Raw genomic sequence first — 25,914 nt, 5'->3', positions numbered from 1 at the left:
TTGCGGTGGCGGTGGGTGAGGGCTTGGGGCGGATCGGGGAGCAGGCGGATCGGTCTGCGACATTCGGGCTGATCCGGCAGTTGGCCGAGCCGGGAGTCGGTGGAGTGGAGCGGGAGGAAGTCGCCTATGCGCTCCAGCGGTCGGCTGATCCGCGGGCCGTGGCGCCGCTGGCCGAGATCGGGTTGGATCGGGATCGTCCGCGGGCGGTGCGGCTGGCGGCATTGCGGGTGCTGGAGAGCACCGGCATGTGTCCGGAGGGCGCCGCGTTGCGGATGTGGTGGGCCGGGGGCGATGACGTGGTGCGTGCCTGCGTATTACGGCAGGCCCAACGCACCGAGGCCGATCTACTCGAACCGGTCGCATGCGATCCGCGTCATCCGCTGCACAGGCACGCGCTGATCGGCCTCGAGTTCTCGTTCGAGGAACCGCGGTGGCAGCAGTACAAGATCCAGGGCCTCGACCACCCTGACTCGCGGGTGCGGAAGACCGCCGCCGACGTCCTGTGCTGGGACGAGCCGGTGGCCGCTGAGCCCGCCTTGCATCGGGTCGCCGGCGACAGCGACACCGCTGCCGCGTGTGCCGCGATCGATACGTTGCGCTATTACCACAGCAGGGCCACGCTGCGGCTGCTCCACGAGATCGGCCGGGGTGACAGCGAAAGGGCCGGCACAGCACGGGCTTCCGAAGTCGACCTGTTGGGCGAGTTCCAGGACGAGCAATCGGCGATCCGTGAGTGGATCGCTCCCGTGGCCGACCTGCTCGGGCCTCCGGAGCCCGCGGCCTCGACGACCGCCTGATCGATCTGGCCCGCACCGACCTCCGCGAGAACATTCGCGCCGAGGCGGTCTCCCAACTCGGCGACCGGATCGAACCGCTACTCCCCCTGCTTTCCGAACCACCTTTGGTGACCTGGGCGGTGCACACCCGGCTTCTCGACGCCTGCCGCGGCGGGCGTCAGCACATGCCCGACCTCACCCCGTTGCGAGACGTCGACAACCTGCACTTGGCCCGCGCCCTCGCGGATTTCGACGCCCAGGCGTGAGACCGGGCCGGGCGTGGTGCCCGGCCCGGGCGCTCAGCAAGCCGGGGTTCAGCCGCAGGCCGGCGAGGTTTGGTTGGCCAGGGACAACAGATTGCAGATCCAGTCCTTCTGGACTTTCCATTTGCCGTCTTCGGCGACGAAGGGGACGACGGCCTGTTGGGGGGCGCCGCCGCCGATGGCGGCCTGGGCGTCGGCGGTGAGGGTGCCGTTGCCGAGGTCGACGACGTTGGTGACGGTGATGGAGGCGTTGTTCTGCTTGTAGGCCTCGATGATTCGGGTCGGGAGGCTCGGGTCGGCCTGCATGCCCTGCATGAGGTCGAGCTTCTCGGCGTCGGGGACGGCGGGGTCGAGGACCTTCTGCATGGCGGTGTTCAGCTCCGTGGCGGACGGGGCGGGCGGGTATGCCTGTCCGGAGGCCGTTTTCGACGTCGAGGACTTGGCGGGCGTGTGGCCCGGGTGCTTCTCACCACTGCCGCATGCCGACAGACCGAGCACGGTCACGACAGCCAACGCCACCACGGCGAGACGTCCACTCTGACGGAGCTTCACTACACATCCTTCACACATTCCGAATACTTCCGTCACACAAGATGACTGGGAGAAGCTCCCGGAACAAGTCGAGGGGGCGCTTTCAGTCCGAACCCTCATAATTGCCACTGATCATCGCGACCGGCCCCGGGTAGGTTGGAGCGGTGGCGGTTGAACGGGAACGGGTCGAGCTTTTCCTCCGCGATCTGGGCGCGGAACAGATTCCGCACCCCGGGGGCACACTGATGACGCATCTCGCGCGGGTCGCCGACCTGCTGGCCCGGTGGGGCGCGGATACCGATGTCCAGTACGCGGGGCTCTGTCACGCGATGTACGGCACCGACGGATTCGATCGGTCGCTGCTCGAGGTGTCGGAGCGGGCGAAGCTGGCCGCCCTGATCGGTTCGCGGGCAGAGGAACTGGTCTACCTGTACGGCAGTTGTGACCGGTCGGCGGTGTATCCGCGGTTGGGCGCGACGCCCACCGTGTTCACCGACCGGTTCACCGGCCGGGAACACGACGTGGACGACGACGCGCTACACGCGTTCCTGGAGATCACCGCCGCCAACGAGTTCGATGTCATGGTGCACAACACCGAACTCGCGGCTATACACGGAGCTTCTCTGTATCAGCTGTTCGCGCGAACAGCGGATCACCTGTCTCCGGCGGCCCTGCAAGCGTGGCGAAACCGGTTCGGGCCACGGTGATCCGAGGCGCTTCCGTCGCGGTGACCGTGCAGAGCCGGAACAGCAGCAGGAACAGGCAGTCGATGAGGAACGGGACTGCCAGGAATGCCACCGCGGGGACCGCGATCAGCAGGAAGCGCAGCCATTCGCGGACTCCGGCGCCCGCCATACGGCCGCCGAAACGCACGGCGGCCCACATCATCCAGCGCTGCGGTGTGGAGACGCCGCATTCGCGGAGCATGCGGCGGAAGATCCCGTCGGCGTCGGAGCGGCCGACGGGTGCGACCTCGCACAGGTAGTCGTGCAGGATCGCCGCGCGGGTGTAGGCGCCGTAGCGGGGGATCAGCCAGATCAGGGGCCTGGGGACAGAAGCGAAGTCGGTGACGAAACCGACCGGCACGCTGAAGGTGTCGGTGGCCGCGCGGTAGGTCAGCGGCGCCTGCAACCGCCACCGGACCGCGTCGACCTCCTCGACGACCACGGCTTGTTCACCGAGGAACGGCATCGAATCCTCCTCGCCACGATTCGGTGCGGTCGGTCATCGGGCCAGCTCCTGGTTCAGGGCGCCGGCGAGCGCTTTGCAGTGGCCCTCGGCGAGGTAGGCGGTGGTGTGGCGGCCGTCGGTGAGGTAGCCCTTCATCCAGGCCAGCGCGCCGCCCCAGTCCTGCCATCGATCGATGTTCCACCACGGCTGCATGCTGCGGTTCGTCGCGGTGTCGAGCATGTGCTGAGCCCAGCGCGTGGCGGCTTCGGGCGAACTCAGGGAATAGAACTCGGTCATATCGGCCACGCTGCGCAGGGGGTTTCCCGCCGGGAGCGACGTGATCGGGTCGCCGGCGGCGGCGACCCACCAGGTCGGCAGACCGGTGTCCCGTTCGCCGGAGATCCCCCACCCGCCCGGATCGATGCCGACACACCGGCCGCGGGGACGAGACGGATCGGCGATCAACGCCACCCCGCGCACATCCAGTTCCGGATGCTGTCCGGCCGAAATCTCGGCCGCGACATCGCCCGCGATCTGCGCGCCCTGCGAATACCCGCCGAGCACAACGGGATTCGGGCTCGCACCGATAGCGCCGAGCAGCGCCTCGCGCCCCGCCGCGCGACTGTCGGCGTAGGTACCGGGACTGCCGTACTCGGCGGGATAGTCGACGATGCGGGTGGTGAATTCCGCGGGGTCCAGGTCGTGCAGGAACTCCTCGCTGATGTTGTCACCGCCGTGCGGGCAGAATGTGCCGGGCACCATGAGGACGTCGATCATGACCGCACTCCGGTTCGCGCGGTGACGATTCCGCAGGCGGCGGAGAATTCGTCGGGCGACAACCCGTCGGCACTGTTCATGTCGCAGGGTCCGAACGGGGCGCAGCCCTCGGGCAGTCCGCCACCCCATCCCTGTCCATCGGTGTATTGATGCGCGACCTGTCCCGGCAGTTGCGGATCGTTGCCGTAGCCCGCCGCCACCACACGCAGTCCCTCGGGCCGGGTGGGCCACATCGACGCGAAGTCGGAGGCATTGGCGTACCCGATGACCCGGCGCGGATCACCGAGCCAGTCGGCGGCCGCCCAATAGGCGCGATTGATCCCGTCGGATTGGTCGCCGGACGGATTGCCGCCCTGTTCGACATCGAGCATCACGATCATCCGCGGGTGCGGTCCCCCCGCCTCGGTGACCATGTCGATGCAGGTCCGCACCGTCTCCTGCCAGTTCGGACGCCAGTAGAAATAGACGATGAAGCACGCCAGCCGCCCGGAATCGGCTGCGGCGGTGGCCCATCGATAGTTGTGTGCGAAGTGGTCGTCGCGGAATGTGCCGTCATTGCTGCGAAACGACAGGACTTCGTACGGATAGTCGTCGTCGACGGGCGCCTGAAAAGTGGACACGTCAGCGAACAAGGTGTCGGTCATGAAGTTCTCCCCCAGTACTGATCGGCGGTCTCTCCCACCGCCGATCACGAAGGTAGAACCCGATGCCCCCGATCCACCACGCATTTATTCAGAACCATCGAAAAAGACGCGGTCACACCGCTTTTCCGAGTTTCCGGACCGGACGGGTCCGGCGGGGACCATGCCCGCCGCACCGGCGATTCAGGACCCGAACCAGCGCCGCCGTCGAGCGGCCGCGAATTCGGCTTTCTCCGCGGCGAATTCGGCGGATGGCCCGAGGAACGGGGCGACGGGCGATGGGCCGGAGAGGAAGTCCGCTTCGACTTTCCCGACGAGGCCCCCGCCGAACTCGATGTGGCACGTGCCCTGTCCCAGATACCGACCGTCGTGGGGGCTGTCGTGCAGGCGGGCGATGATGTCGGCCGCGACGGTTCGGGCCGCGGTCTCGGCGAATACGCCCGCGCGGGGCACGGGCGCATCGGCGCAGTCGCCCAGGGCGTACACCCCGGGGTAGGGGGTCGCCAAGGTGGCCGCGTCGACATGAATCCAGCCGTCCACTCCCCCGGCGGTCAGCCCGGACACCTGCACGACCTCCGGAACCCGGTGCCGGGGAATGCCGATGAACAGGTCGTAGGGCAGGTCCCCGCCTCGCGTCGACGCGGTGTGGGTCGCCGGGTCCAGTGCCCCCACCCGCGTTCCGGGCGTGTACTCGATGCCACGGTCGGCGAGCGCGCCGAGGATCGCGGTGTCGGAGCTCGGCGACACCGGAATGGGTGAATCCATCGGGGTGATCAGCCGCATGCGGGTCGCCTCGCGCAGATCGCGGCGCACGAGCTCCTCGTGGAGCAGCAGCGCGCCTTCGTACGGCGCCGGCGGGCACTTGAACGGGACGCTCAGGATCGACATCAGGATGGTCCCGCCGGCGAAGGCGTCGAGGCGTCGCCGCAGCCGGTGGACGCCCACGAGGGAGTAGTACTCGTGACCGTCGTCGAGGAATCCGGGAGTGGCGGCGCAGTCGTACTCGGCGCCCAGCGCGACGACGAGCGTATCCGGTGTGTACTCGCCTCGATCGGTGGTGACCGACCGGTGGCCGGGATCGATCGCGGTGACCGTCTCGCGCCGGAACTCCACGGCCGGAAGGTCGATGGTGTCGTACGGTATCCGGACCTCGTCGACGGTGCGCCCCCGGAACAGCACGTCCAGCTTGGCGAAACCGAAGACGAACCCTTCGGCACAGTCCAGCAGGGTCACCCGGACCTCGTCCGGCACGGACCCGGACAGACCCGCGGCGAGTTCGAGCCCACCGAATCCCGCGCCCAGGATCAGAACGGTGTGCATCGTTCGAGTATGCGCCCGATCGCGCCCGCCGTGTGCCCGAAATTTGCGGACCATCATCGCCGGTGTCGTCGCCGGCGACGACGCCACCGGCCGTACCGCCTACGCCGTGACCGGGTGGATCTTCAGATTGCAGGTGTCGAGGGCCTCGTCGACCACGCGGGTGTCGGTCGAGTTGGGCGGAGTGACTTGGGTTTTGACGACCTTGGGGTCGGATTTGCCGTAGACGCCGCAGGCCACCGATTCGGCGATGGCCTTGGCGGGGTGACCGGACTTGACGACAACGGTCGGTTCGGGGTCGCCGGTGGGTTGCGGGCTCATATAGCCGGAGGTGGTGCGTTCGGCGTGGACGACCTCACCGGTGGAGGTGGTGAGGTCGAGCCCGGGGTAGCCCTTCAGGGTGCAGGCCTGGGCGGGGTTGGCGATGGAGAAGGTGAGGGTGATGCCGTGGTGGCTCATGGCCGCGCCCAGGCCGGTGGCGGTGATATCGACCTGGCCGGGGGCGCAGGCGGCGATCGGGGTGTCCGCGGGCGTGGTGGCGGGCGCGGGATTGCCGGTGGGGGCCGCGCCGGGGTTTCCGGCACTCGGGCTACCGGCGCTGGGTGAGACGGCTGGGATCGCCGAGCGCGGCGTCGTGGTCGGAGCGGCCCCGTCCGAGCAGCCGGTGACGCCCGCGATCACCGTGCAGGCCAACAGCATCGTGAATCCCGTAGAGCGCATCGCCCACCTCCGTCGTCGAATCATCGCAGCCTTTCAAGATCGACTGGGCGACCGGCCCTGTTAACCGCCGCGACAACAGATTTCAGACCCGTGCGACGGACCGAGCGCCCACTGGCAACGACTGTCACAGACAATTTTGCCCCCACATCTACCGAGCGGTCAGTTCATGAGTTAGCGTTCGACATGTAACCGTGACCACATCGCACGAGGACTGTGCCACCGGTCACGGCCGATTCCAGGGCTCGACAGAAGACGGGGGTACCGCGATGAGGCGGTTCACGGGTATGCGGCGGTCCAAGCCCGCGGCGGTGCTGGCGGTGACGCTGATGGGAGCAGCGGTGCTGCCGATGCAGGGCGCGTCCGCGGACCTGCAGTCCGACATCCAAACTCAGGTGCAGCAGTTCTTCGACGTGGGCCGGACCTCGGTGCCGCGCGCCGACTGCGGGGCCGACGCGCTGCCGGAAAAGGGCCTGCAGGGCGATGTTCCGGCCGACGATCGCAACAGCGGCCGCAGCACGCTGGGCTACCGCTGCAATCTGTCGTTCGTGGGCGGGTACGTCGGCAAGGGCGCGGGCATCACCTCGACGACCTACGACCACTGCTCGTACACGGGATCACTGTTCCCGGGCAACATTCTGGGCCCCGCGCAGGGCGTGCAGGTGCTGGACGTGTCGGATCCGGCGAACCCGGTGGAGACCGGCAGTCTCACCGAGCCCGCCATGCTCGCGGGCACCTGGGAGTCGCTCAAGGTCAATGCCGAACGAAAACTCCTGGTGGGCACCGGTGTTCCGGTCGGCACCGGCGCGGGATTCCTGTCGGTGTACGACATCTCCGACTGCGCGCATCCCCGGCTGCTGAACCCGGGCGCGGGCACGAATCTGCTGATGCCGCTGCCGATCACGACCCACGAGGGCGGCTTCTCCCCCGACGGCCGCACCTATTGGGCCTCGGGCATCGCCCCCGGCTTCGTCAGCGCCGTCGACCTGACCGATCCGACGAATCCGCACGTGATCTGGCAGGGCCTGACCGGCATCGAGGCGCACGGTTTCGGCATCAGCCCGGACGGCAATCGCATGTACCTCTCGGCGCTGGGCGGATTCACCGTCATGGATATCAGCGCGGTGCAGCGGCGTGACCCGAATCCGCAGGTCGCCCATCTGGGACGGGTGTTCTGGACCGACGGCTGGGCCACCCAGCACAGCATCCCGGTCACCTACGACGGCAAGCCGTATCTGTTCACCGTGGACGAGGGCGGCGCGGGCGGGGTGAAGCTCATCGACGTCTCCGACGACGCCAACCCGCAGGTGGCGGCCAAGCTCAAGCTGGAGATCAACCTGCCCGAGAATCAGGATTCGGCGATGGCCTCGGCCATGGGCGGCTCGGTGTTCTCCTACGACGCCCACTACTGCGCCGCCGATCGGCCGAACGACCCGACCGCGCTGGCCTGCGGCTGGGAGGAGTCCGGCATCCGGGTCTTCGACGTGCGGGATCCGTTCCACGCCAAGGAGATCGCGTACTTCAACCCGCCCGCGCGCAAGGGCCGCAATCTGGAACTGTGGAACTCGCCGCACGCGCTGGCCTCGCTGATCGGTTTCCCGCTGATGGAGTTCCCGTCGGCGGCGCGGGCCATGTTGGAGGGCAAGTTCGACCCCAACCAGGCGCTGTCCTCACGCACCGGGATGGTGGCGTTCGGCGACCTGTCCACCGATTGGTGCTTCTCGCCGCCGGAGTGGCACGGCAGCCAGCTCTGGGCCACCTGCAATGACAACGGGTTCATGGTGTTGCAGCTCGCCGAGGACGTGTACACCCCGCCCGCCGACCAGCAGTCCGTGGTCGGTTCATGACGGAACGCCGTGCCCGCCTGTGGGATCGGTCGCGTCGCCGGTTGGCGGTCGCCGCGCTGGCCGTCGCGCTGCTCGCCGCCGGAATGCTGCTGCGCCCGCTGCTGATCCCCGACACCCATGCCGCGCCACCGGTGCTCGACGCGGTCGAGATCGGGTTCAGCCAGGACATGACAGCGCACCACGAGCAGGCCCTGATCATGGTGCAGCGCTTGGATTCCGGCGTCGATCCGACCGTGCGGCAGCTGGCCCAGCAGATCGCCGACGCCCAGCGGATGGAGATCGGCACCCTGCTCGGCTGGCTGCGCCTGGCCAACGCCTCGCCCGATTCCCGCCACCCCATGGCGTGGATGACATCGACTGCCGCGCACGATCATTCGATGACCGCCATGCCCGGCACGAACGGCACGTCCATGCCGGGCATGGCCACGCAGGCCGAACTCGACGCGCTCGCCGCCGCGCGCGGCAAGGACGCCGAAGTCCTGTTCCTGCAGCTCATGTTGCGCCATCATCGCGGCGGCGTGGCCATGGCCAAGGCCGCCGACGAGCTGGTCGCTTCGGGGCCGGTGAAGGAGGCCGCGCGCGGCATGGTCACCGCCCAGTCCCAGGAGTCGGGGCTGATGACGATCATGCTCGCGCAGCGCAATGCGCAGCCCCTGTCGTGAGAGGCGGGACACCCCTGCGCGCGGCCGCGGATGTGCTGTACTGAGCCCATGATCGAATCTGGTGAGCCGGCCGCGACGGTCGACCCCGTGGTCGAACACTCCCTGCTCGGCGGCCCCCGCCGCTACACCCGCACCCAGGTGGCCGAGATGTCCGGCGTGCCGCTGGAACGGGCCCGCAAACTGTGGGTGGCCCTGGGCTTTCCGGCCGCGGCCACCGACGACGAGGTGGCGTTCACCGACAATGACGTCGCCGCCGTGCGCGCCTTCGCGGAACTCAACCCGGCGACGGTGACCAGCGAGCAGAGCCAGATCGCCGCGGCCCGCACCGTCGGCCAGGCGATGGCGCGGCTGGCCGAGTGGCAGGCCGATCTGATCAACCGCGAGATCGAGGAACAGCTGGCCGCGGCCGGGCAGGCCGTGACGCCGGAGCTGCGCCGCGAGGCCACCACCCGGGCCGTCACGGTGCTGTCCGAACTGCAGGACTACGCCTGGCAGCGGCACATGGCGGCCGCCCTGAGCCGCACCCACGAATCCGACGGCGCGACAAGGCATTTGCTGGTGGGCTTCGCCGACATGGTCGGCTACACCCGGCTGTCGCGGCACCTGGACCCCGACGAGCTGACCGAGCTGCTGGAAGCCTTCGAGACCACCACCACCGAGGTGATCACCGCGCACGGCGGCTGGGTGATCAAGAATGTCGGCGACGAGGTCATGTTCGCCGCCGAGAAGCCCCGCGACGGCGCCCGCATCGCCCTGGAGATGCACACCGCGATCGCCCGTGTGGCTCAGACGATTTCGGAGATGCCGCAGATCCGGGTGGGCCTGGCCTACGGCCCGGTGCTGACCCGCTTCGGCGACCTCTACGGCACCGTGGTCAATGTCGCCGCCCGGCTCACGGGCGTGGCCCGCCCGGGCACGGTGCTGGTCGACGACGGCGCGGCCGCCGAACTCGACGGTGACGACGCCCTGGCCCTGCGGCATCTGCGCAGCGTCCGGGTCAAGGGCATCCCGCGACTGCGGTCGCACGTGGTCCGGGAGCGCAAGCGGCGCTAGCGGACCCGACCGATGGGTCACCGCGTGTGCATCTGCTTGCGCGGTGGCTGGTTCCGAGGTCGGTCGGTCCAGACCGAAGCCAGCACGAACAGAGCGTCGAGCCCTGAAGCAGCCGCCGTGACCGCGGCGGCATAGGACCGATCCCGTACCAGCTCGACCAGTTCGACAGCCACGATGCTCGCGTCGTGATGCAGCGCCGCGCCGAGCGCTCGCCGCAGGTGGTCCCGCGATCGAGTCTCTTCCACAACGATATTCGGGCCGATCGCCTGCGCCAGTCCTCGGGCATCGGTGGCCGCGGAGCTCGCACTGTGCTCGACCGGCCCGCGAGCCTGCCATCCGGGTGCCGTTCTCATCGGGTGTCAGCCCCTGAGGCCGGCCCAGCGGCGATATCGCCCGGATTGTCTGGGTAGGCGGTCATTTCGGCGTACCCCCGCGTGCGGTGTTCTGGGCGGCCGGACTGGCGTCGCTGCCCACCTCGGTGATCTTCCAGCCCGCGCCCTTGTTCACGGTGACCTTGTAGACCACGGTGGTCAGTCCGCCGTCGGGGGCCTGGGCGCTGGTGGAGGTGACATTGAGGAAGACGTTCACGCTGTAGACCCCGTTCTCGTCGGACATGACCTTGGCGGCGACGGGAGTCGCGGAGGACGTCCAGCGCAGGGGGGTGAGGACCTCGCGTAGTTTCGGCGCGGTGGTGTCGAATTTGGCGGCCAGTTCGCCGCTGGTGTTGCCCTTGAGCTTGCCGACCCAGGCGTTGAGGTCGCGGTAGTCGATGGTGGAGGCGCCCAGGGCGTAGTCGGTGGCGACTCGTTCGGCCTGCCGTTCGTCGGCGGCCGCGGCATCGCGGTCGGCGAGATGGCCGCTGGTGATGCCCCACAGCACGCCGAAGGTGGCGGTCGCGGCCACCAGCAGCGCGCCGGCCCCGGCGGTGACCAGGGTGGCCACCGATACCCGGACACTGCGCCGCGCGAGCGGGCGGGGCCCGGAAGCCGGGGCCGGTTCGGGTGTCTCGCCGCCGGTCGCGGTCGATTCGTCGGATGCTGCCATGGTGTCTCCTCGGTGAGTGGTGGTGCTACTTGACGCTGATCCGCAGGTGCAGCGCGCCGTCGTCGGCGGTGCCGTGCAGCGCCTGGCTGATCAGCCCGCTCAGATCGAGCTGCCCCGCCGAGGCGGTGGCGGAGTCGATGAGGGGGCGCAGGGCGGGCGCGAGCTGCCGTAGCTCGGGCCCGTTGTCCCGCAGGAACGCGATGAGCCGGTTCAGGAACGGCAGCAGCCCGTCCCCGCCGACGTAGTCCTCGGGCATGGTGCCGCCCTCGGGATTGCGGACCATGGTCTCGACCACGTCGACGATCTCGCGCAGTTTGCCGCCGTACTGACCCCAGAACGGTCCGCTCTCGGCGAAACCCGGTCCGGCCCAGTCGAGATCGCCGCCCGCCCGCTGGAACTGTTCGAGCAGGGCCCGCAGTTTCTCCGAGCGCGCCAGCAGGGTGGCGGCGAGCAGGCCGGTGGAGCGCCCGAGTTCGGGGATGACCTGCTCGGTGCCGGACAACCCCTGGCTCAGGGTCGAGACCAGTTCGCCCAGCGCCTGCGGGTCGACCTGCTCGAGCACCCGGGTCAGCGAGTCCGCCACCTCCGGGATGGACGCGGGCAGGCGGACCTGCTCGGCGGCGATGCGCTGCCCGTCGCTCAGATACGGTGCGCCCGCGTCGGTTCCGGGCCGGAAGTCCAGGTAGGGCTCGCCGAGCGCCGACAGCTTCTCGATCACCACCGCGCTCGACGCGGGCAGCCGGTAGCCGTGTTCGATGCGCAGGTTCACCACCACGCCGCGCGCGGCGGTGTGCACCGCGGTCACGTCGCCGACCCGCACGCCGCGGTACAGCACCGGCGACTTCGGGAGCAGCCCACCGGAATTCGGCAGCGCCATGCTGATCCGGGTGTAGTCGTGCACCCAGTCGACGCGCACCACGTCGACGGTGAGGTAGCCCGCGCCGAGCGCGAACACCGCCGCGATCGCACCCAGGGAGACGACGGACTCGCGTTTCACCGGACCACACCGATCATGCGCAGCGTGTCGATGATCCGGGTGACCTGCTCGTCGTGCGGCATCGGCGCGGCCTCGACGTCGATGCCGGTCACGTTCACCTTCGGTCCGTGCTCGGCCCAGGGAATGATCTTGTCGCGCACGAGCGACACCAGCGCGTTCAGGTTCGACGGCGCGCTCAGGTCGAACGGGCGGCTGGTGAACGCCAGCGGCACGAACGCCTTGGCCGCGCTGTCACCGGCGGCGGCCACCGGGGCCAGCCACTCCATGCCGTGCGCGACGCCGCCCAGCGCGCCGATCACTCCGAGCAGCTGCACCACCGAGGCCGCCGACGCGGTGACCTGCGCCGCCTCGGCGGGGGTGAGCAGGTTGCTCAGCCGGGACCCGTTCTCCTCCAGCACCCGCAGGTCGTCCTCGATGCCGTGGCCCAGCGCGCTGACCGCGTCGAGGTGCTCGCCGATATCGGTGAGATCCGCGCCGACCACGCCCGCGATGCGTGCGGTGTCCCGGGGATCGCCGGGCATGGTGGCGTTGACCCGGTTCACGACGTCCTGGAACTGGCCCACCGCACCGGTGCCGATGAAGGTGGCCATCCCGGACATGATGTCCTCGACCTGCAGCGCGGGTTTGCTCTGCGCCAGCCCGATCACGCCCTCGGGCCCGAGGTCCGCGCCGGATGCGCCCGCGGGCGTGGTCAATTCGATGTAGACGTCGCCGAGGATCGTGTTCTGGCGCAGCTGCGCGGTGGTCGCGGTGCTCAGCCGCGCCGACCGCTCGATGTCGACCTCGGCCACCGCCATGCCGGGCGCGTCGGCGGTCGGGTTCAGCACCCGCACCGAGACCAGGCTGCCGATCCGCACGCCCGAGGACATCACCTTGGCCCGGGCGGGCAGGTTCAGCGCGTTCGCGAACTGGATGCGCACCCGGTAGGTGTCGCCGGCGACCGTCGCGCCGGGCACCGGCACGGTGGCGGGGTCGAATCCGCAGCCGGCCGCCAGGGTCACGGTCAGCAGCAGCGGCGCGACCCGGCTCCCCCACCGGAGTCGGCAGTCCGGCACCGGCTTTCGCTCCCGATCCCGGTTCATCGCGCACCCGCCGCCGCCAGCACGAGCTGCGAGAGCCCGATGATGCCCGGGTGGTCGCCCACGCAGTGCCCCGGCGACAGCGCGTTCAGCGCCGCGCACACTCGCTCGGCATCGGGCTGCGCCAGTGCGACTTTCGGCGTGTTCCACGCCAGTGCCGGGTCCCCCGCGCCCGGATCGGCGACGCGGCCCAGGGCGGCGGCGACGGGCGGAATCATGGTGAGGATCTCCTTGATGGAACCGACATTCGCGGCCAGCATGCGCAGGTAGGGCACGGTGGCCTGGAGGCCGTCGAGCAGCGGTCCGCCGAGCGGCCGGATCACGGAGTTGGCCCAGGCCAGCAGGGCGCCGACGCGGTCGATGATCGGGATGGCCTGCGCGAAGATGGTGTTGTTGATGTAGTCGAACGCGGGCGCCAGCCGGCTGATGGCCGCTTTCACGTCGTCCCAGTGGATGTCGAGGGTCTGCGACAGCGCCGAGAGCGCGTCGATCAGCTCACCGAGGTGCCCGGTGGCGGCGTCCGGGGACCGCAGCGCCGTCCCGAGTTCATTGATCAGGGAATTGAGTGCGGGCCCGGTGCCGGAGGTCGCCCGCCGCAGCGCGTCGACGCCGTCGTGGAGCTGGTTCGCCTGCGCCGGGTCCGCGCCGCCGCCCAGCTCGGTCGCGAGTTTCGAGACGGCGTCGAGGGTTTCGGTGATGCTCTTGGCGGTGAGCGTGCGGGTGACGCACCGGTGCGGGTCCCAGGTCGCGGGCGCGTTCCCGTCGAACAGGACGGCCAGTTCGCGGTCGGCGACCAGTGTCGTAGCGATGGTGGCGGCCGAGACCTCGCCGCGCAGTGGATGATCGGCGTCCACGTCGAATTCGACGCGTACGCTCCGCTCCCCGGGCGCGAGTGCGGTCACCGTGCCCACGGGGATGCCGCGCACGGTGACGTGACTGCCGACGTACAGCCCGATCGCGTCGGGAAGCGTCGCGCAGTAGGCGCGCATCGCCTTGGGCGGCGACAGCACCACGAGGTAGGCCGCCGTGGCGAGCGCCGCCAGCACCAGGACTCCGGCGATGGACATGAATCCGCGGGATCCGAGTATTCGCTTCATGGTCAGCACCCCGCTCCGGGCAGCGGGATACAGATCCCGTCGAGGGTCCGGTCCGACTGGTCGACGGTGATCCCGCCCTGCGGGCTGATCAGCTGTTGCAGCCGCTGCAGCGTGTCCTGCACGCTCGCCAGCGCCGCGCTGGTGTTCGTGCCCAGTTCGGTCAGCTCCGGGATGAGCTCGGCGACCTTGTCCACCAACGGTTTCAGCGATTCGTCCCACGCCGGGCGCAACGCGGTCAGCCGGGCCAGCAGCCGATTGGTGACCGTGAGCCCCGCCACGATCTCGTGCTCGCGGACGAAGATGGCATCCTCGACCCGCCGCAGCGCGCTGATCAGCCCGAACAGCCGATCCTTGTGCTGGTCGACGGCGGTGACGTATTCGTCGGCGACGGCCAGTACCCGCGAGATGTCGTCGCGCTGGGTATTCATGATGTCCACCAGCGTGTCCACGGCCTGTCCCAGCCGGCGCACGCTGTCGGGTCCGGCCGCGATGGCCGAGGACAGCGCCGCGAAGTTCTTCCGCACGGTGGTGCCGTCGATCTCGCCGACCGGTCGTGCGGCGTCCTGGAACACCTGCATCAGGCTGTAGGGCAGCCGGACCCGATCCTGCGCGATAACCGTGTCTCCCAATGGCTTCTGCCCCGCGGGCAGCACCGCCAGATAGTGGCCGCCGATGGCGGTCAGCATGCGGACGTCGAGGGTGGTGGCATCGCCGAGGAAGACGTCGCCGTCGACGGTGAAGGTCATGCGCACCCGATCGGCCAGCAATTCCAGCCCGCGCACCGAGCCGACCGGGATGCCCGCCACCCGCACGCTGTCACCCACTTTGATCGACCCCGCCTCGGACAGGTCCGCGTGATAGGTGTGCTTGCCCAGCGGCAGTTCGTAGACCACCGCCGACCCGGCCGCCACCACCACGACCAGTCCCAGGCCGAGCAGGCCGAGCCGGACTTCGCGCCGTCGCGGATTCATCGCTTGCACACCGACACCCGCCGGCCGTCGATCAGAATCGCCAGCGCGGCGGGGACGTCGGCCTTGCCGTTCGAGCATGTCCGGTTCACCTCCTGTCCGGTGCGGGGGACGACGCTGTCGAGGGTTTGCAGCAGCCCGGGGAGCTTGCCGAGCGCGTCGGCGGCGGCGTGCGGGTCCGGGAACGCCGTGCGCACCGCCTGTTCCAGGTCGGGGTTTCGCTCGGGGGTCAAGCCGAGGGTGGCCGCGAGGGCGTCGATCGGCGTCAGCACCGACGGGGCGGTCACCACGAAGTCGATCAGGCCGGTCATCTTGTCCTCCAACGCGTTGAACACGTCGGCGATCCCGTTGAGCAGCGTCATCGCGTTGAGCGAGCGCCCGTCGAGCCGGACGGCGATCTGCCGCAGGTTCGCGAGCAGCACCGCCAGCACCGACTGCCGGTCGCGGACATACGACGACACCTTCTCGATGGCGGCCAGCGCCGGGCCGATCCCGGTGCCGTCGCCGTCCAGCACAGCCAGCATGGTCTCGGTGAAGTGGTTGACCGCCGCGGGCGACAACTCGGCCAGCACCGGCTGCAAACCGTTGAACAGCGCGGTGATGTCGAAGGACCCCAGGGTGCGGCGCAGGTCGATGACGCTGCCCGCCGGCTGCACCGGTCCCGACGAATCGGGTTGCCGCACATCCAGGTACCGCTGACCGACCAGGGTCTGGAAGCGGATGGCGACGGTGCTCGCGGTGTACACCGGATGGCCCGGCTGGACGGTGAACCGCACCCGCGCCCGGAAGTCGGGGTCCAGCGCGATGGCGCTCACCTTGCCGACCGCCACCCCGAACATGCGGACGTCGTCACCGGTCTTGAGGCCGTTGGCATCGCTGAACACCGCCGTGTACGTCGTGCCCGCGTCCGCGACCGGACGCTCGATGGCACGCACGACGACGACCAGCAATACGGCCATGGCGAGGGTGAAAGCCGCCATCCGCCAGGCGATTCCGCTCAGACTCCTCATCGGCCCGCCTCCGCGGCCGGGCCGGGCAGGGCCGCCGAGAGCACCGGGATTCCGCTGAGCGTGACGCGCAGGTTCACGGCCGGCCCGTCGGGCCCGTCGGGCATGGCCGCGCGCAGCCGGGTCAGCAATTCGTGCAGCTCCGCGCTCGAGCGGAACGGGGTGGAGACCGCGCCGCCGAGAGCCAGTAGCAGCGGGGTCAGCGGGCCCGCGTAGTCGCCGAGATAGTCACGCGCGGTCGTGAGAGTGTTTGTCGCGCCGGGCAGCAGGTCGTCGGCGATCGCGGCGACCGTCTTGTCGAAGCGAACGCGATCGGTGCGCAGCGCCTCCATGCGGTCGAGATTGTCGAGCAGTTCGATGGTGCCGGTCAGGAACGGCGGCAGCCCGAGCAGCAGCGACGCGTACTGCCCGATCAGATAGGACGGCGCGTAGCGCTGGGTGTCGGCCAGGGTGCGGGCGGTGGTCACCAGCGCCTCGAACAGCGGGGTGAACGCCTTGGAGTCGGTGCTCACCTGCCGCAGCACCTCGGCCAGCTCCGGGGTCAGCACCTGGTTGACCGAGCGGCCCAGCTGTCGCAGCAGCGCGCCGGTGGTCGCATCCGAAAGCCGCTGCGCCGCAGCGCCGGTCAGCTCGATCACGGCGCCCGACCGCAGCGGAGCGCCACCGGTCCCGCGCTGCAGGTCGAGTTCGCTGATGCCGAACAGGTTGCCCGGCGCGGCCAGCAGCGACAGGGAATCGGTGACACCGGGCAGCCGGGATTCGTCGAGCGCCAGCATCATGCGCACCCGGCCGGAACCCGCGCCCTCGATGGACTCGACCGACCCCACCAGCACGCCGTCCAGGCGCACATCCGAACCGGTGACGATGCCGTCGCCGAGTTGCTCGGCGACCACCTGCACGCGCAGCGCGTCATCGCCGCGCAGCGCCTGCGTGCAGACGCCCGCCGCCAGCGCGGTCGCCACGACCGCGGCGGCGACCACGCCGGTGCGGCGCGAGGACCGCGAATTCATTGCCACACCGGGCAATCCGTACAGTGCCATACCCCTCATCCCGTGAACTCGATGGCCGAGTGGAACCCCCACAGCGCGACCGACAGCACCATGTCCAGGGCGATGATGGCCACGAAGCTCGCCCGGACCGCCCGCCCGGACGCGATGCCCACCCCCTCGGGGCCGCCGGTCGCGAAAAAGCCCTGATAGCAATGGATCAGGATGACCGCGACGGTGAACACGACCACCTTCAGCACGGCCGCGAGCATGTCCCAGCCGGACACGAACTGGAAGAAGTAGTGGTCGTAGACCCCGGCCGCCTGCCCGTGCAGCACCACCACGACCGTGCGGCACGACAGGTACGCCAGGATCAGCGCGACCAGGAAGGTCGGCACGATCGCCACCGCGCCCGCGATCACCCGCGTGGTCACCACCAGCGGCAGCGACCGCAACCCGAGCGATTCGATGGCGTCGATCTCCTCGGCGATGCGCATGGAACCGATCTCGGCGGTCATCCGGCACCCGGCCTGCGCGGCGAATCCGATGCCCGCCGCGATCGGCGCGAGCTCACGGGTATTGGCGAAGGAGGACACGATCCCGGTCAGCGGGCCCATGCCCAGCATGTCCAGGGTGGCGAAGGATTCGATGCCCACGCCGACCCCCATGGCCAGGCCCAGCACCGCCAGCATCGGCACCGTGCCGCCGCCGACGATCACCGAATCGCGGCCCCAGGTCATATCGGTGATGACCCGCATGGTCTGGGATCGGTAGTGGCGCAGGGTGAACGGGATCGAGGCGATCACCTGCCACACGAACCCGAGCACGAAGCCGGCGTTCTCCAGCGGCACCCACGCCCGCTCGCGGGAACGGAACGCGCGGAACACGCCGCGCAGCAGTTTCGGGGAATACTCGCTCGCCACCATCACGCCAACCTCACCGGCAGGAACATGGTGGTCAGCTGGGTGAGCGCAACATTGAGCAGCACGATCCCCAGCACCGACAGCACCACCGCCGCGTTCACGCCGTCGGCTACCCCGCGCGGGCCGCCCTTGGCCTCGAGTCCGCGCTGGCAGGCAACCAGCACCACGATCAGCCCGAACAGCACCGACTTGCCCAGCGACACCAGCACATCCCCGAGCACCGTGAACGAACCGAAGGTCAGCCAGTAGCTGCCGGAGGTGACGCCCTGCGCGGTCACCGCGACCAGGTACCCGGCGGCGATGCCCACGAACATGATCAGGATGTTGACCAGCGGGGCCACGAACACCATGGCCACCAGCCGCGGAATCACCAGGCGGCGCACCGGATCCACGCCCATCACGCGCAATGCGTCGATCTCGTCGCGAATGGTGCGCGCCCCGAGATCGGCGGCGATGGCCGAGGCCGCCGCACCGCCCAGCAGCAGCCCGGTCGCGGTCGGCGCGCCCTGTTTGATCACGCCGAGCCCGCCGGTCGCGCCGAGCAGCGAGTCCGCGCCCAGCTGATGGATCAAGGTGCCGACCTGCACCGACACGATCACGCCGAACGGAATCGCCATGAGCACCGCCGGAATCGCGGTGGCGGTGACGAAGAACCAGCTCTGCCGCAAGGCCTCGGGCCAGCTGAAGCGCAGGCGCACGATGTCCACGACGGCGCCGCCGATCGCCTGCCCGGACAGGTCCACCAGACGGCCCAGGGTGCGCACCGCGGACACCACGGTGTCGGCGAAGTTCGCGCGAAGAACCTGCGCCGCACCGGGTTCCACCCGCGTCGACAGCGTGGGTTCCGGCGGTGTCGGCGGCTCGGTCCGGATCGCCGCACGCGAGCCGGTCACCGCGCGGCACCTCCGGCGCCGTGCGGGTCGCGGCGTGCGCCGTGGTCGATGAAGTATGTCGTCATTGGCATGCCTTACCGTCGGATCGGGGTGGTGAGGGTGGGCGGTCAGATCGGCACGGGCAGGCCGATCAGTCTCCGGAGCTCGGCCGTCACGGCGTCCGGGTGCTCCACCGGTGCGCTGTGCCCGCCCGGAAGTTCCATCAGGCCCGCGGAATTGGGGAATCGGCGCACCAGTCGCTGCGAGGCGGCGAAACCCAGCAGCTGATCGTCGGTGCTGCCGATCACCAGCGTCGGCGCGGTCAGCCACGAGATGCCGAACTGGCCGTCGCGCAGGCGCAGCAGTGCGCGCGTCAGGCCCGCGCGGGTCGCGGCGGGGGTGGTCAGCACCTGCTCCTGCATCAACGCGCGCGCGGCCGGGCGCGCCGTCGCGCCGATCACGACCGGCGACATCAGCGCACCGCGCCGGGGCAGTCGCCGGGGCACCGGCATCCCGCCCAAGGCCTTCGCCGCCGCCGGGGCGACCCGGTCCAGGACGGCGGACATCGGGGCGCTCAGCCCGCCGCCGGACAGCGTGGCGGCCAGCGTGGTGCCGATGCCACCGGGACTGGTGTTGATCAAGGCGATGGCGTCCGCGAAGCGTTCCACCTCGCCGGGATGACGCTGCACCCAGGACTGAATCGTGATGCCGCCCATGGAATGACCGGCGACCAGCGCCCGCTCACCCGGGCGCAGCGCGGTGCGCAGCACCGTCGCGAGATCATCGCCCAGGTGCTCGATGGTCCAGCCGCCGCGCGGCGGCCGCCCGCTGCGGCCGTGCCCGCGATGATCGAACGCGATCACCCGGCACTCGGCCGACAACGCGGTGATCTGATGGGTCCAGAAGTCGATCCGCGAGCAGAAGCCGTGGGTCAGCACCACCGGATAGCCGTCCTCGGGCCCGAAGACCTCGGCGTGGATCTCGGTGCCGTCCGCCGACCGGATCGGCAGCTCCCGGCCCAGCGGAAACCCGTCGTACAACTGGAATTCCGCTGAATCCCGCAGTCGGGTGAGTTCGCGCCGACCCAGCGTGCGCCACCGCCGCGGCATCGATCACAGCCCCGTGCCGGGCCGCGGGAACGGCGGCCGGGGACACGGCAGCACCGCGGGTTCGGTGATGCACGCGCTCCTTTCCCACGGGGCCGCGGGACCTCCGGTCAGTTCGCGTCGCACCGCGGGCACCGACAGCGCGCCGTTGATCGAGGCGTAGCCGGTGGTCCGGCCGTCGGCCTCGAACCGGAAGGCCGCGGGCCGGGGTCCCGGACCGCCGCCGAGTACGCGCTGCCAGGCCACCAGATTGCGCAGGGACGCTTGATCGACCGGCGTCACCTCGCGGCCGGGCGCGTCCAGCGCCAGCACGTCGATGTGCAGGTCCTCGCCGATGCTGGTCCAGAAATACGGGTAGCTGTCGAAGGGATCGGTCGCGCCGAGCATGGCGCGCGCGGCGTGGCGGCCCTGGGCCGCGGCCACCCGGTCGTGTTCGATCCGGACGCGGCGGCCGTGGCGGATGCTGTCGAACTCGCAGACATCGCCTGCGGCCCATACCTTCTCGTGACCGGTCCGCAGGGTCGCGTCGCAGCGGACGCCGCCGGAGCGGCCCAGCGTCAAGCCGACCCGCTTGGCCAGGGTGACCTCGGGCCGGGCGCCGATTCCGGCCACCACGATGTCGGCGGGCAGCTGCTCGCCGCCGTCGAGCGCGACCGAGGTCACCCGCTCGTCGCCGTAGAGCGCCTCCACCGTGCGGCCGCCGTGCAGGTCGACGCCCAATCGGAACAGTTCGCCCTGCACGATGTGGCCGATGCGCAGGCCCAGCGCGCGGGCCATCGGCACCGGCTCCGGGAAGACCATGGAGGTGCGGTGGCCGAGCGCGGCGATGGAGGCGGCGGTCTCCGCGGCCACGAACGAGCCGCCGATCACCACCACATCGCGCGCTGTCAGCAGGTCCTTGCGCAGATCGTCGGCATTCCAGGTGGTGCGCAGGTAGTGCACCCCGCGCAGCGCCGCGCCCGGGCAGTCGAGCAGCCGGACGCTGGCGCCGGTGGCCAGCAGCGCCCGGCCCCAGCGCACCGTGCGGCGGCCGATGCGGGCGGTGCCCGCGTCGGGATCGAGATCCATCACCGGCGCGCGCAGCCACAGTCGAATGTCGTGGGCCGGCCACCATTCCGGCGAGTGCACCGCCAGGTCGTCGACGGCGTAGCGGCCGCGCAGGTAATCCTTGGTGAGCGGGAACCGGTGATACGGCGGGTCGCTCTCCCGGGTCGCCAGGGCGATGCTGCCGTCGAAGCCCTGCCGCCGCAGCTCCTCCGCCGCGCCGGCGGCGGCCACGCCGCCGCCGATCAGCAGGATGTCGACGTACTCGCCGTCCTCGGGGGTGCCGGTCACGGTTCAGTCCTCGTAGGGGATGAAGTCGGACTTGCGGGCGCCGCAGACCGGGCAGACCCAGTCCTCGGGGATGTCCTCGAACGCGGTCCCGGGGGCGATGCCGCCGTCCGGGTCGCCGTCGGCGGGGTCGTAGATCATGCCGCAGCGGACACAGACCCACAGCTGGTCGGTCGTGGTGGTTGTCATGACTGTTCTTTCGAGGGGTCGATGGGAGCGCGGACCGGGCTCAGGGCTCGATCGGCGCGGGGGCGGCCAGGGTGAACCGGTTGGCGCGCCGGAAGGTGCCGAAGTCGTTGAACCGCACGCCGTTCTCGCGCAGCACCCGCTGGCAGTCGCCCTTGATGGCCTCGCGCAGATAGAACGGGTCGCGCACCAGGAAGTGGTGGATCGCGTGCGTCTCACCGAAGTTGAAGCACAGCGCGTGGAACGGCTTGAGCCACAGCGCCGTCCACACCTGGGTCTGTTGCAGCACGTTGTGCGCCTGCACATCGCCGAAGTAGTGCATGTTGGAGCTGACGAAGTGCAGGCAGAAGGTCCGCACCGCGTTGGGGGCCAGGATGGTGACCGCCAGGAAGGTCAGCACCTCGCGGCCGGGGATCGCGGCCGGGCCCGCGAAGAACTCGTACACGCTGACCCCGAGGAACAGGTGCCACAGGGTGTAGTGGAACAGGCCGAGCGGGAAGTAGGACAGCGCGTTGCTGGCCGCCAGCTGCCGGGCCTCGGCGGGGGTGCGGGCCTCGTGCTCGATGTAGGACTCCACGATGCGGCGCATGCGCAGCGGCTTGGTGTACATGCCCAGGAACGAGTCCATCAGGCTGACCGTGCGGTGCGGGCCCCAGCCCTCACCATTGGTGATGGCCCGCTCCTCCATGTCGGAGTCGGTGCCGGACACCTCGTGGTGGTGCAGGTGCAGGCGGCGGCGGACCCACGGGTTGATGGTGCTCGGGCGGAAGAACCAGACGCCGAACATCATCGTGTTGTGCACGATCCGGTTGGTCCGGTAGTACATCGAGTGAATGAGGTCGTGCTCGAGCTCGTGCAGGACCGACAGCCAGAACGCCGTCACCAGAATCGTTGCCCACCAGGGCAGTACGCCCAGGCCGTACAGGACGCCGTCGCCGAGCACGCCGACGATCGAGACGATGAAGAATCCCAGGCCGATCTGATCCTGATGCGAGGCCAGCCACGGGTGCCGGGCCCGCCACTCGTTGCCGATCTCGATCAGCGCCCCGCGAATGTGGGCGATCCTGTCCGCGTCGCCGGCGGCCAGGGAACGCTCGCCGGGCAGTCTGGTCGCGATTCTCATGATTCCTCCTCCGGGGATATCGCGGTTACCAGCTTTGCTGCTCCCGGCAGGTGAACGCTTGGCCTAACGGAGTGAATCTCGGCGATGATTCATACTCAGGGTGTGAACTACGACTGGAACGCCGAGCCGATGGTTCCCGCGGACATCGCCCGGGCGCTCTACGCCGAGCGCCACGCGGCGGCCACGGACGTCATCGACACCGTGTCGCGAGACCTTCCGGTCTTCGCCGATCTGCTCGTCGGCGAGCTCAGCGAGCTGGCGGCGGCGGCCATCAAGGTGATGATCAACGGGTTCCTGATGTCGGCGTGCGGTCCGCGGCCCGGCGGACCGAGTTTCGATCACGCCGCGGTGGAACAGGCGGCCTTCGATCTCGGCCGGTTCGAAGCCCAGTCCGGGCGGTCGATCGACGCGCTCAACGCCGCCTTCCGCCTCGGCGCGCGCATCGCCTGGCGGCACTGGAGCGCCACCGCACAGGCCCACGGCATGGGCACCGCCGACATCTCGCGATTCGCCGAACTCAACTTCGTCTACATCGACAATCTCGCCGCGGCCAGCGTCAGCGGCCACGCCGACGAGATGACCGCGGCGGGCCAGCAACGGCAGCGCCGCCGCGAACAGCTCGCCGAACAACTCCTGTCCGGCGCACCCCGCGACGAGATCCCGGCCACCGCCCTGATCGCCGCCTGGCAGCCGCCGGAATCGATGCTGGCGATCGTGCTCCCCCGCGCCGAAACCCGCAACGCGGTCCCGCTGCTCGACCACCGCACCCTGCACGCGGGCGGCGACCTCATGCCCGGCGGCCCCCAACCCGACCTCACCATCCTGCTCGCGCCCACCACCGCCGAACTCTCGCGCGCCGTACTGCTGCGCCGGCTGGCCGCAGTTCCGGCCGCTGTCGGCCCCGAGCAGCCCTGGCTCGAAGTCCGCTACTCGGCGGTCCTCGCCGCCCGCGCCTGGACCTGCTGTCCGCACGGCGCCGGCCCCATCGACACCGAGGAATCCTTGTCGGCGTTGGTGATCCACGCCGACCCCCCGACCCGCGCCCGCCAGCGCACCGCCGCCCTCGCGGTGTTCGACCACCTGCGCCCCGACACCCGCGCCCGCTACGAGGAGACCCTGCGGGCCTGGCTGCTGCACCAGGGCCGCCGCGAGGACGTCGCCCGCTCCCTGGTCCTGCACCCCCAGACCGTCCGCTACCGCATGGACCGCATCCGCGAACTCCTCGGCGAGGACCTCAACGACCCCGACCGAGTGCTCGACCTGGTCATCGCCCTGGCCTGACGGCGTCATCGCCCGTGCCCGACGGTGTCGCCGGCGCGGGGAGTGCGAAATCTCACCGGCGGCGACCGGACCGGCCCTGGGTATGGTCGAGGTGGATGATCGGCCGCACGGCCGGGAGAGGTTGACCATCAGCATGACTCGGGCCGAGGCGCTCAGTATTCCGGCGCACATCCACGGATATCCGGAGGTGGCGTTCGGCGGGTACCTCGCGGGCCTGCTGGCGGCGCATTCCGGTGCGGACACCGTGCGCGTCGACTTCCGCCGCGCCGTTCCGGTCAGCACCCCGATCCTGCTGTCGCACCCCGACGACGGCCGCGCCGCTCTCTCCGCCACCGACGACACCCTGCTGGTCGAGGCCGCGCCGACGACTCTCACCCTCGACCCGCGGCCCACGCCGCCGTGGGCGGCGGCGAAATCGGCTGTCGAGATCGGTTTGTCGGGCAAGCGGGCCGTCACCGACTGCTACGGCTGCGGTCTGGCCTGCGCGCCCGGCATGGGACTGCGCCTGTTCCCCTCCGAGCTGCCCGGCGAGCGGATGATGGCCGCCGCCTGGACTCCGGATGCCGGACTCGGCGACGAGACCGGCGAACTCCCGCCCGAAGTGGTCTGGTCCGCGCTGGACTGCCCCGGCGGGCGGGCCGCCTTCGCCTTCTCGAAGATGGGCCTCGGCGCGTTCACCGCGGCCCTCTCCGCCACCCAGCTCCAGCCCATGTACGCCGGGGCCGACTACATCTCCCACGCCTGGGTGGTCGCGCGGGACGGCCGCAAACACACTGTCGGCGTGGCTCTCTCGACCGCCGACGGCGACCTGTGCGCCTTGTCCGAGGCCCTCTGGATCGAGCCCCGCCAACCCTGATCCGCCGACCGGTCAGAGGTTGGCGATGGTGTGTTCGAGGCGTTCGGCGACCAGTTCCCGCGCCTTCTCGCGCAGGGCCGGACGGAAGCCGCTGGGGTACACCGGGTCTGCGGGCTCGTAGCCCTTCAGGACCTCCTTGGCGAGGGTGATCTTGTGGACTTCGGTCGGCCCGTCCGCGATGGCCATGATCTGGGCGTAGGTCATCATGTCGGTGAAGGGCAGGTCGGTGCTGACGCCGATGGCGCCGTGCAGGTGCATGGCCCGCTGGGCGATGTCGTGCATGACCTTCGGCATGGCGACCTTGATGGCGGCGATGTCGTGGCGCACCTTGCGGTAGTCCTGCTCCTGGTCGATGCGCCAGGCGGTGCGCAGCACCAGCAGCCGGAACTGTTCCATCTCGATCCAGGATTCGGCGATCTTCTCCTGCGTCATCTGCTTGCCGCCGAGATTGCCCCGGCCCATCGGGCGGGACACCGCGCGCTCGCACATCATGTCGAAGGCCTTGCGCACCAACGCGACCGTGCGCATGGCGTGGTGGACACGCCCGCCGCCGAGGCGGGTCTGGGCGACGATGAAGCCGAGGCCCTCCGCGCCCAGCAGCGCGTCGGCGGGGACGCGGACATCGGTGAAACGCAGGTGGCCTTCGTGTTCGCTGAACCCGGGCACGGTGAAGTTGCGCACGATCTCGAGGCCGGGGGTGTCGGCGGGCACGATGAACATCGACAGCCGCTGATGCGGGGCCGCGTCCGGATCGGTCACCGCCATGACGATGTGGAAGGTGGCGAATTCGGCGGCGGAGTTGAACCACTTCTCGCCGTTGATGACCCACTCGTCGCCCTCACGCACCGCGCGGGTCCGGAACGCCGTCGGATCCGACCCGCCGGTCGGCTCGGTCATGACATAGCAGGACCCGATCTCGCCGTCGAGCAACGGCTGCAGGTACTTCGCCTTCTGCTCGGGCGTGCCGAAGTGCGCGAGGATCTCGGCGTTCCCGGAATCCGGCGCCTGACAGCCGAACACCAGCGGCGCCCACTGCGAGGTCCCGAGCACCTCGTTGAGCAGCGCCAGCTTCAACTGCCCGTAGCCGGGGCCGCCGAGTTCGGGCCCCAGGTGGCAGGCCCACAGCTGCTGCTCCTTCACCTTCTCCTGCAGCGGCTTCATGAGCGCCCGGATCTCCGGGTTGGTGCGGTCGTACGGGTTCGGGTAGATCAGGTCGAGGGGTTCCACCTCGGTCCGGACGAACTCCGCGACCCAGTCCAGTTTCTTCTGATACTCCGGATCGGTGCCGAAATCCCAAGCCATG

Annotated in this window: 29 protein-coding genes; 8 read left to right on the top strand and 21 right to left on the bottom strand. The window is 70.0% G+C overall.

Features of this window, described 5'->3' with window-relative positions:
* The first annotated feature begins 5 nt into the window (after window positions 1-5).
* Both ABZ382_RS06660 and ABZ382_RS06655 read left to right on the top strand, forming a co-directional pair.
* Window positions 6-797, top strand: a complete 792-nt coding sequence (locus ABZ382_RS06660) for a hypothetical protein (protein WP_357085106.1) — start codon at window positions 6-8, stop codon at window positions 795-797.
* On the top strand, window positions 734-1,042 hold the full coding sequence (locus tag ABZ382_RS06655) for a hypothetical protein (protein WP_357085104.1): 309 nt from the start codon (window positions 734-736) through the stop codon (window positions 1,040-1,042). The genes ABZ382_RS06660 and ABZ382_RS06655 overlap by 64 nt, the downstream gene beginning before the upstream one ends.
* A 48-nt stretch (window positions 1,043-1,090) precedes the next feature.
* Here ABZ382_RS06655 and ABZ382_RS06650 read toward each other — a convergent pair whose 3' ends face one another.
* Complete coding sequence (locus ABZ382_RS06650; protein ID WP_357085102.1) at window positions 1,091-1,591, bottom strand: hypothetical protein; 501 nt, start codon at window positions 1,589-1,591, stop codon at window positions 1,091-1,093.
* Between the two features lie 143 nt (window positions 1,592-1,734).
* Here ABZ382_RS06650 and ABZ382_RS06645 point away from each other — a divergent pair, with 143 nt between their 5' ends.
* Window positions 1,735-2,277, top strand: coding sequence for a DUF6817 domain-containing protein (locus tag ABZ382_RS06645; RefSeq protein WP_357085100.1), 543 nt, complete (start codon window positions 1,735-1,737; stop codon window positions 2,275-2,277).
* Here ABZ382_RS06645 and ABZ382_RS06640 read toward each other — a convergent pair.
* The 5 genes from ABZ382_RS06640 to ABZ382_RS06620 form a co-directional block, all read right to left on the bottom strand.
* Window positions 2,177-2,761 (bottom strand): DUF1353 domain-containing protein, encoded by a 585-nt coding sequence (locus ABZ382_RS06640; protein WP_357085098.1) that lies wholly within the window; start codon window positions 2,759-2,761, stop codon window positions 2,177-2,179. The two genes, ABZ382_RS06645 and ABZ382_RS06640, sit on opposite strands and share 101 nt — an antisense overlap.
* A gap of 33 nt (window positions 2,762-2,794) precedes the next feature.
* Window positions 2,795-3,517: an alpha/beta fold hydrolase gene (locus ABZ382_RS06635; RefSeq protein WP_357085096.1), complete on the bottom strand. Its 723-nt coding sequence runs from the start codon at window positions 3,515-3,517 to the stop codon at window positions 2,795-2,797.
* Window positions 3,514-4,161, bottom strand: coding sequence for a hypothetical protein (locus tag ABZ382_RS06630; RefSeq protein WP_357085094.1), 648 nt, complete (start codon window positions 4,159-4,161; stop codon window positions 3,514-3,516). The genes ABZ382_RS06635 and ABZ382_RS06630 overlap by 4 nt, the downstream gene beginning before the upstream one ends.
* A gap of 180 nt (window positions 4,162-4,341) precedes the next feature.
* Complete coding sequence (locus ABZ382_RS06625) at window positions 4,342-5,478, bottom strand: FAD-dependent oxidoreductase (RefSeq protein ID WP_357085092.1); 1,137 nt, start codon at window positions 5,476-5,478, stop codon at window positions 4,342-4,344.
* A 99-nt stretch (window positions 5,479-5,577) separates the two neighbouring features.
* Entirely contained in the window at window positions 5,578-6,195 is a 618-nt protein-coding gene (locus ABZ382_RS06620) for a DUF4232 domain-containing protein (protein WP_357085090.1), read from the bottom strand.
* A 266-nt stretch (window positions 6,196-6,461) separates the two neighbouring features.
* Here ABZ382_RS06620 and ABZ382_RS06615 point away from each other — a divergent pair, with 266 nt between their 5' ends.
* Genes ABZ382_RS06615 through ABZ382_RS06605 form a run of 3 tightly spaced genes read left to right on the top strand, consistent with a single transcriptional unit; the run spans window position 6,462 to window position 9,754 of the window.
* Window positions 6,462-8,039 carry a hypothetical protein gene (locus tag ABZ382_RS06615; RefSeq protein WP_357085088.1) on the top strand — a complete coding sequence of 526 codons (1,578 nt, stop codon included), beginning with the start codon at window positions 6,462-6,464 and terminating at the stop codon, window positions 8,037-8,039.
* The gene (locus ABZ382_RS06610; RefSeq protein WP_357085086.1) at window positions 8,036-8,701 is read left to right on the top strand and encodes a DUF305 domain-containing protein; all 666 of its coding nucleotides are present in this window, start codon (window positions 8,036-8,038) and stop codon (window positions 8,699-8,701) included. Before ABZ382_RS06615 ends, ABZ382_RS06610 begins: the two co-directional genes overlap by 4 nt.
* A gap of 48 nt (window positions 8,702-8,749) precedes the next feature.
* Window positions 8,750-9,754 carry an adenylate/guanylate cyclase domain-containing protein gene (locus ABZ382_RS06605; protein ID WP_357085085.1) on the top strand — a complete coding sequence of 335 codons (1,005 nt, stop codon included), beginning with the start codon at window positions 8,750-8,752 and terminating at the stop codon, window positions 9,752-9,754.
* 17 nt (window positions 9,755-9,771) lie between these two features.
* Here the strand turns inward: ABZ382_RS06605 and ABZ382_RS06600 are convergent, their stop codons facing one another.
* The 14 genes from ABZ382_RS06600 to ABZ382_RS06535 form a co-directional block, all read right to left on the bottom strand.
* Complete coding sequence (locus tag ABZ382_RS06600) at window positions 9,772-10,107, bottom strand: hypothetical protein (RefSeq protein ID WP_357085083.1); 336 nt, start codon at window positions 10,105-10,107, stop codon at window positions 9,772-9,774.
* 61 nt (window positions 10,108-10,168) lie between these two features.
* Window positions 10,169-10,798, bottom strand: coding sequence for a hypothetical protein (locus tag ABZ382_RS06595; protein WP_357085081.1), 630 nt, complete (start codon window positions 10,796-10,798; stop codon window positions 10,169-10,171).
* A gap of 25 nt (window positions 10,799-10,823) precedes the next feature.
* On the bottom strand, window positions 10,824-11,795 hold the full coding sequence (locus ABZ382_RS06590; RefSeq protein ID WP_357085079.1) for an MlaD family protein: 972 nt from the start codon (window positions 11,793-11,795) through the stop codon (window positions 10,824-10,826).
* Window positions 11,792-12,877 carry an MlaD family protein gene (locus ABZ382_RS06585; protein WP_357085077.1) on the bottom strand — a complete coding sequence of 362 codons (1,086 nt, stop codon included), beginning with the start codon at window positions 12,875-12,877 and terminating at the stop codon, window positions 11,792-11,794. Before ABZ382_RS06585 ends, ABZ382_RS06590 begins: the two co-directional genes overlap by 4 nt.
* Window positions 12,874-13,971: an MlaD family protein gene (locus ABZ382_RS06580; protein WP_357085075.1), complete on the bottom strand. Its 1,098-nt coding sequence runs from the start codon at window positions 13,969-13,971 to the stop codon at window positions 12,874-12,876. Before ABZ382_RS06580 ends, ABZ382_RS06585 begins: the two co-directional genes overlap by 4 nt.
* A gap of 2 nt (window positions 13,972-13,973) precedes the next feature.
* On the bottom strand, window positions 13,974-14,942 hold the full coding sequence (locus ABZ382_RS06575) for an MlaD family protein (protein WP_357085073.1): 969 nt from the start codon (window positions 14,940-14,942) through the stop codon (window positions 13,974-13,976).
* Complete coding sequence (locus ABZ382_RS06570) at window positions 14,939-15,949, bottom strand: MlaD family protein (protein WP_357085071.1); 1,011 nt, start codon at window positions 15,947-15,949, stop codon at window positions 14,939-14,941. The genes ABZ382_RS06575 and ABZ382_RS06570 overlap by 4 nt, the downstream gene beginning before the upstream one ends.
* On the bottom strand, window positions 15,946-16,962 hold the full coding sequence (locus tag ABZ382_RS06565) for an MlaD family protein (RefSeq protein ID WP_357085069.1): 1,017 nt from the start codon (window positions 16,960-16,962) through the stop codon (window positions 15,946-15,948). Before ABZ382_RS06565 ends, ABZ382_RS06570 begins: the two co-directional genes overlap by 4 nt.
* Before the next feature lie 29 nt (window positions 16,963-16,991).
* The gene (locus ABZ382_RS06560; RefSeq protein ID WP_357085067.1) at window positions 16,992-17,858 is read right to left on the bottom strand and encodes an ABC transporter permease; all 867 of its coding nucleotides are present in this window, start codon (window positions 17,856-17,858) and stop codon (window positions 16,992-16,994) included.
* The gene (locus ABZ382_RS06555) at window positions 17,858-18,631 is read right to left on the bottom strand and encodes an ABC transporter permease (protein ID WP_357085901.1); all 774 of its coding nucleotides are present in this window, start codon (window positions 18,629-18,631) and stop codon (window positions 17,858-17,860) included. The genes ABZ382_RS06560 and ABZ382_RS06555 overlap by 1 nt, the downstream gene beginning before the upstream one ends.
* A 224-nt stretch (window positions 18,632-18,855) precedes the next feature.
* Window positions 18,856-19,836, bottom strand: a complete 981-nt coding sequence (locus tag ABZ382_RS06550; RefSeq protein ID WP_357085065.1) for an alpha/beta hydrolase — start codon at window positions 19,834-19,836, stop codon at window positions 18,856-18,858.
* A 3-nt stretch (window positions 19,837-19,839) separates the two neighbouring features.
* Window positions 19,840-21,168 carry an NAD(P)/FAD-dependent oxidoreductase gene (locus ABZ382_RS06545; RefSeq protein ID WP_357085063.1) on the bottom strand — a complete coding sequence of 443 codons (1,329 nt, stop codon included), beginning with the start codon at window positions 21,166-21,168 and terminating at the stop codon, window positions 19,840-19,842.
* A 3-nt stretch (window positions 21,169-21,171) separates the two neighbouring features.
* Window positions 21,172-21,354, bottom strand: a complete 183-nt coding sequence (gene rd / locus ABZ382_RS06540) for a rubredoxin (RefSeq protein ID WP_357085061.1) — start codon at window positions 21,352-21,354, stop codon at window positions 21,172-21,174.
* Between the two features lie 40 nt (window positions 21,355-21,394).
* Window positions 21,395-22,474, bottom strand: coding sequence for a fatty acid desaturase (locus ABZ382_RS06535; RefSeq protein WP_357085059.1), 1,080 nt, complete (start codon window positions 22,472-22,474; stop codon window positions 21,395-21,397).
* Between the two features lie 102 nt (window positions 22,475-22,576).
* Here ABZ382_RS06535 and ABZ382_RS06530 point away from each other — a divergent pair, with 102 nt between their 5' ends.
* Both ABZ382_RS06530 and ABZ382_RS06525 read left to right on the top strand, forming a co-directional pair.
* Window positions 22,577-23,755, top strand: coding sequence for a helix-turn-helix domain-containing protein (locus ABZ382_RS06530; protein ID WP_357085057.1), 1,179 nt, complete (start codon window positions 22,577-22,579; stop codon window positions 23,753-23,755).
* A gap of 133 nt (window positions 23,756-23,888) precedes the next feature.
* Window positions 23,889-24,611, top strand: coding sequence for a hypothetical protein (locus ABZ382_RS06525; protein WP_357085055.1), 723 nt, complete (start codon window positions 23,889-23,891; stop codon window positions 24,609-24,611).
* Between the two features lie 12 nt (window positions 24,612-24,623).
* Here ABZ382_RS06525 and ABZ382_RS06520 read toward each other — a convergent pair whose 3' ends face one another.
* Entirely contained in the window at window positions 24,624-25,913 is a 1,290-nt protein-coding gene (locus tag ABZ382_RS06520; RefSeq protein ID WP_357085053.1) for an acyl-CoA dehydrogenase family protein, read from the bottom strand.
* Window position 25,914 lies beyond the last annotated feature (1 nt).

This window comes from Nocardia sp. NPDC005825 (assembly GCF_040630175.1).
Taxonomy (GTDB): Bacteria; Actinomycetota; Actinomycetes; order Mycobacteriales; family Mycobacteriaceae; genus Nocardia.
The sequence above is the reverse complement of the archived record's forward strand: the minus strand, read 5'-3'. Positions and strand labels throughout refer to the sequence as shown.

Excerpts from the sequence above, each read along its gene's own strand:
- ABZ382_RS06615 (WP_357085088.1), top strand. The coding sequence starts at position 6,462 with ATGAGGCGGTTCACGGGTATGCGGCGGTCCAAGCCCGCGGCGGTGCTG.
- ABZ382_RS06520 (WP_357085053.1), bottom strand. The coding sequence starts at position 25,913 with ATGGCTTGGGATTTCGGCACCGATCCGGAGTATCAGAAGAAACTGGAC.
- ABZ382_RS06625 (WP_357085092.1), bottom strand. The coding sequence starts at position 5,478 with ATGCACACCGTTCTGATCCTGGGCGCGGGATTCGGTGGGCTCGAACTC.
- rd (WP_357085061.1), bottom strand. The coding sequence starts at position 21,354 with ATGACAACCACCACGACCGACCAGCTGTGGGTCTGTGTCCGCTGCGGC.
- ABZ382_RS06620 (WP_357085090.1), bottom strand. The coding sequence starts at position 6,195 with ATGCGCTCTACGGGATTCACGATGCTGTTGGCCTGCACGGTGATCGCG.
- ABZ382_RS06570 (WP_357085071.1), bottom strand. The coding sequence starts at position 15,949 with ATGAGGAGTCTGAGCGGAATCGCCTGGCGGATGGCGGCTTTCACCCTC.
- ABZ382_RS06535 (WP_357085059.1), bottom strand. The coding sequence starts at position 22,474 with ATGAGAATCGCGACCAGACTGCCCGGCGAGCGTTCCCTGGCCGCCGGC.
- ABZ382_RS06525 (WP_357085055.1), top strand. The coding sequence starts at position 23,889 with ATGACTCGGGCCGAGGCGCTCAGTATTCCGGCGCACATCCACGGATAT.
- ABZ382_RS06605 (WP_357085085.1), top strand. The coding sequence starts at position 8,750 with ATGATCGAATCTGGTGAGCCGGCCGCGACGGTCGACCCCGTGGTCGAA.
- ABZ382_RS06550 (WP_357085065.1), bottom strand. The coding sequence starts at position 19,836 with ATGCCGCGGCGGTGGCGCACGCTGGGTCGGCGCGAACTCACCCGACTG.
- ABZ382_RS06585 (WP_357085077.1), bottom strand. The coding sequence starts at position 12,877 with ATGAACCGGGATCGGGAGCGAAAGCCGGTGCCGGACTGCCGACTCCGG.
- ABZ382_RS06595 (WP_357085081.1), bottom strand. The coding sequence starts at position 10,798 with ATGGCAGCATCCGACGAATCGACCGCGACCGGCGGCGAGACACCCGAA.
- ABZ382_RS06630 (WP_357085094.1), bottom strand. The coding sequence starts at position 4,161 with ATGACCGACACCTTGTTCGCTGACGTGTCCACTTTTCAGGCGCCCGTC.
- ABZ382_RS06635 (WP_357085096.1), bottom strand. The coding sequence starts at position 3,517 with ATGATCGACGTCCTCATGGTGCCCGGCACATTCTGCCCGCACGGCGGT.
- ABZ382_RS06610 (WP_357085086.1), top strand. The coding sequence starts at position 8,036 with ATGACGGAACGCCGTGCCCGCCTGTGGGATCGGTCGCGTCGCCGGTTG.
- ABZ382_RS06600 (WP_357085083.1), bottom strand. The coding sequence starts at position 10,107 with ATGAGAACGGCACCCGGATGGCAGGCTCGCGGGCCGGTCGAGCACAGT.
- ABZ382_RS06560 (WP_357085067.1), bottom strand. The coding sequence starts at position 17,858 with ATGGTGGCGAGCGAGTATTCCCCGAAACTGCTGCGCGGCGTGTTCCGC.
- ABZ382_RS06580 (WP_357085075.1), bottom strand. The coding sequence starts at position 13,971 with ATGAAGCGAATACTCGGATCCCGCGGATTCATGTCCATCGCCGGAGTC.
- ABZ382_RS06640 (WP_357085098.1), bottom strand. The coding sequence starts at position 2,761 with ATGCCGTTCCTCGGTGAACAAGCCGTGGTCGTCGAGGAGGTCGACGCG.
- ABZ382_RS06575 (WP_357085073.1), bottom strand. The coding sequence starts at position 14,942 with ATGAATCCGCGACGGCGCGAAGTCCGGCTCGGCCTGCTCGGCCTGGGA.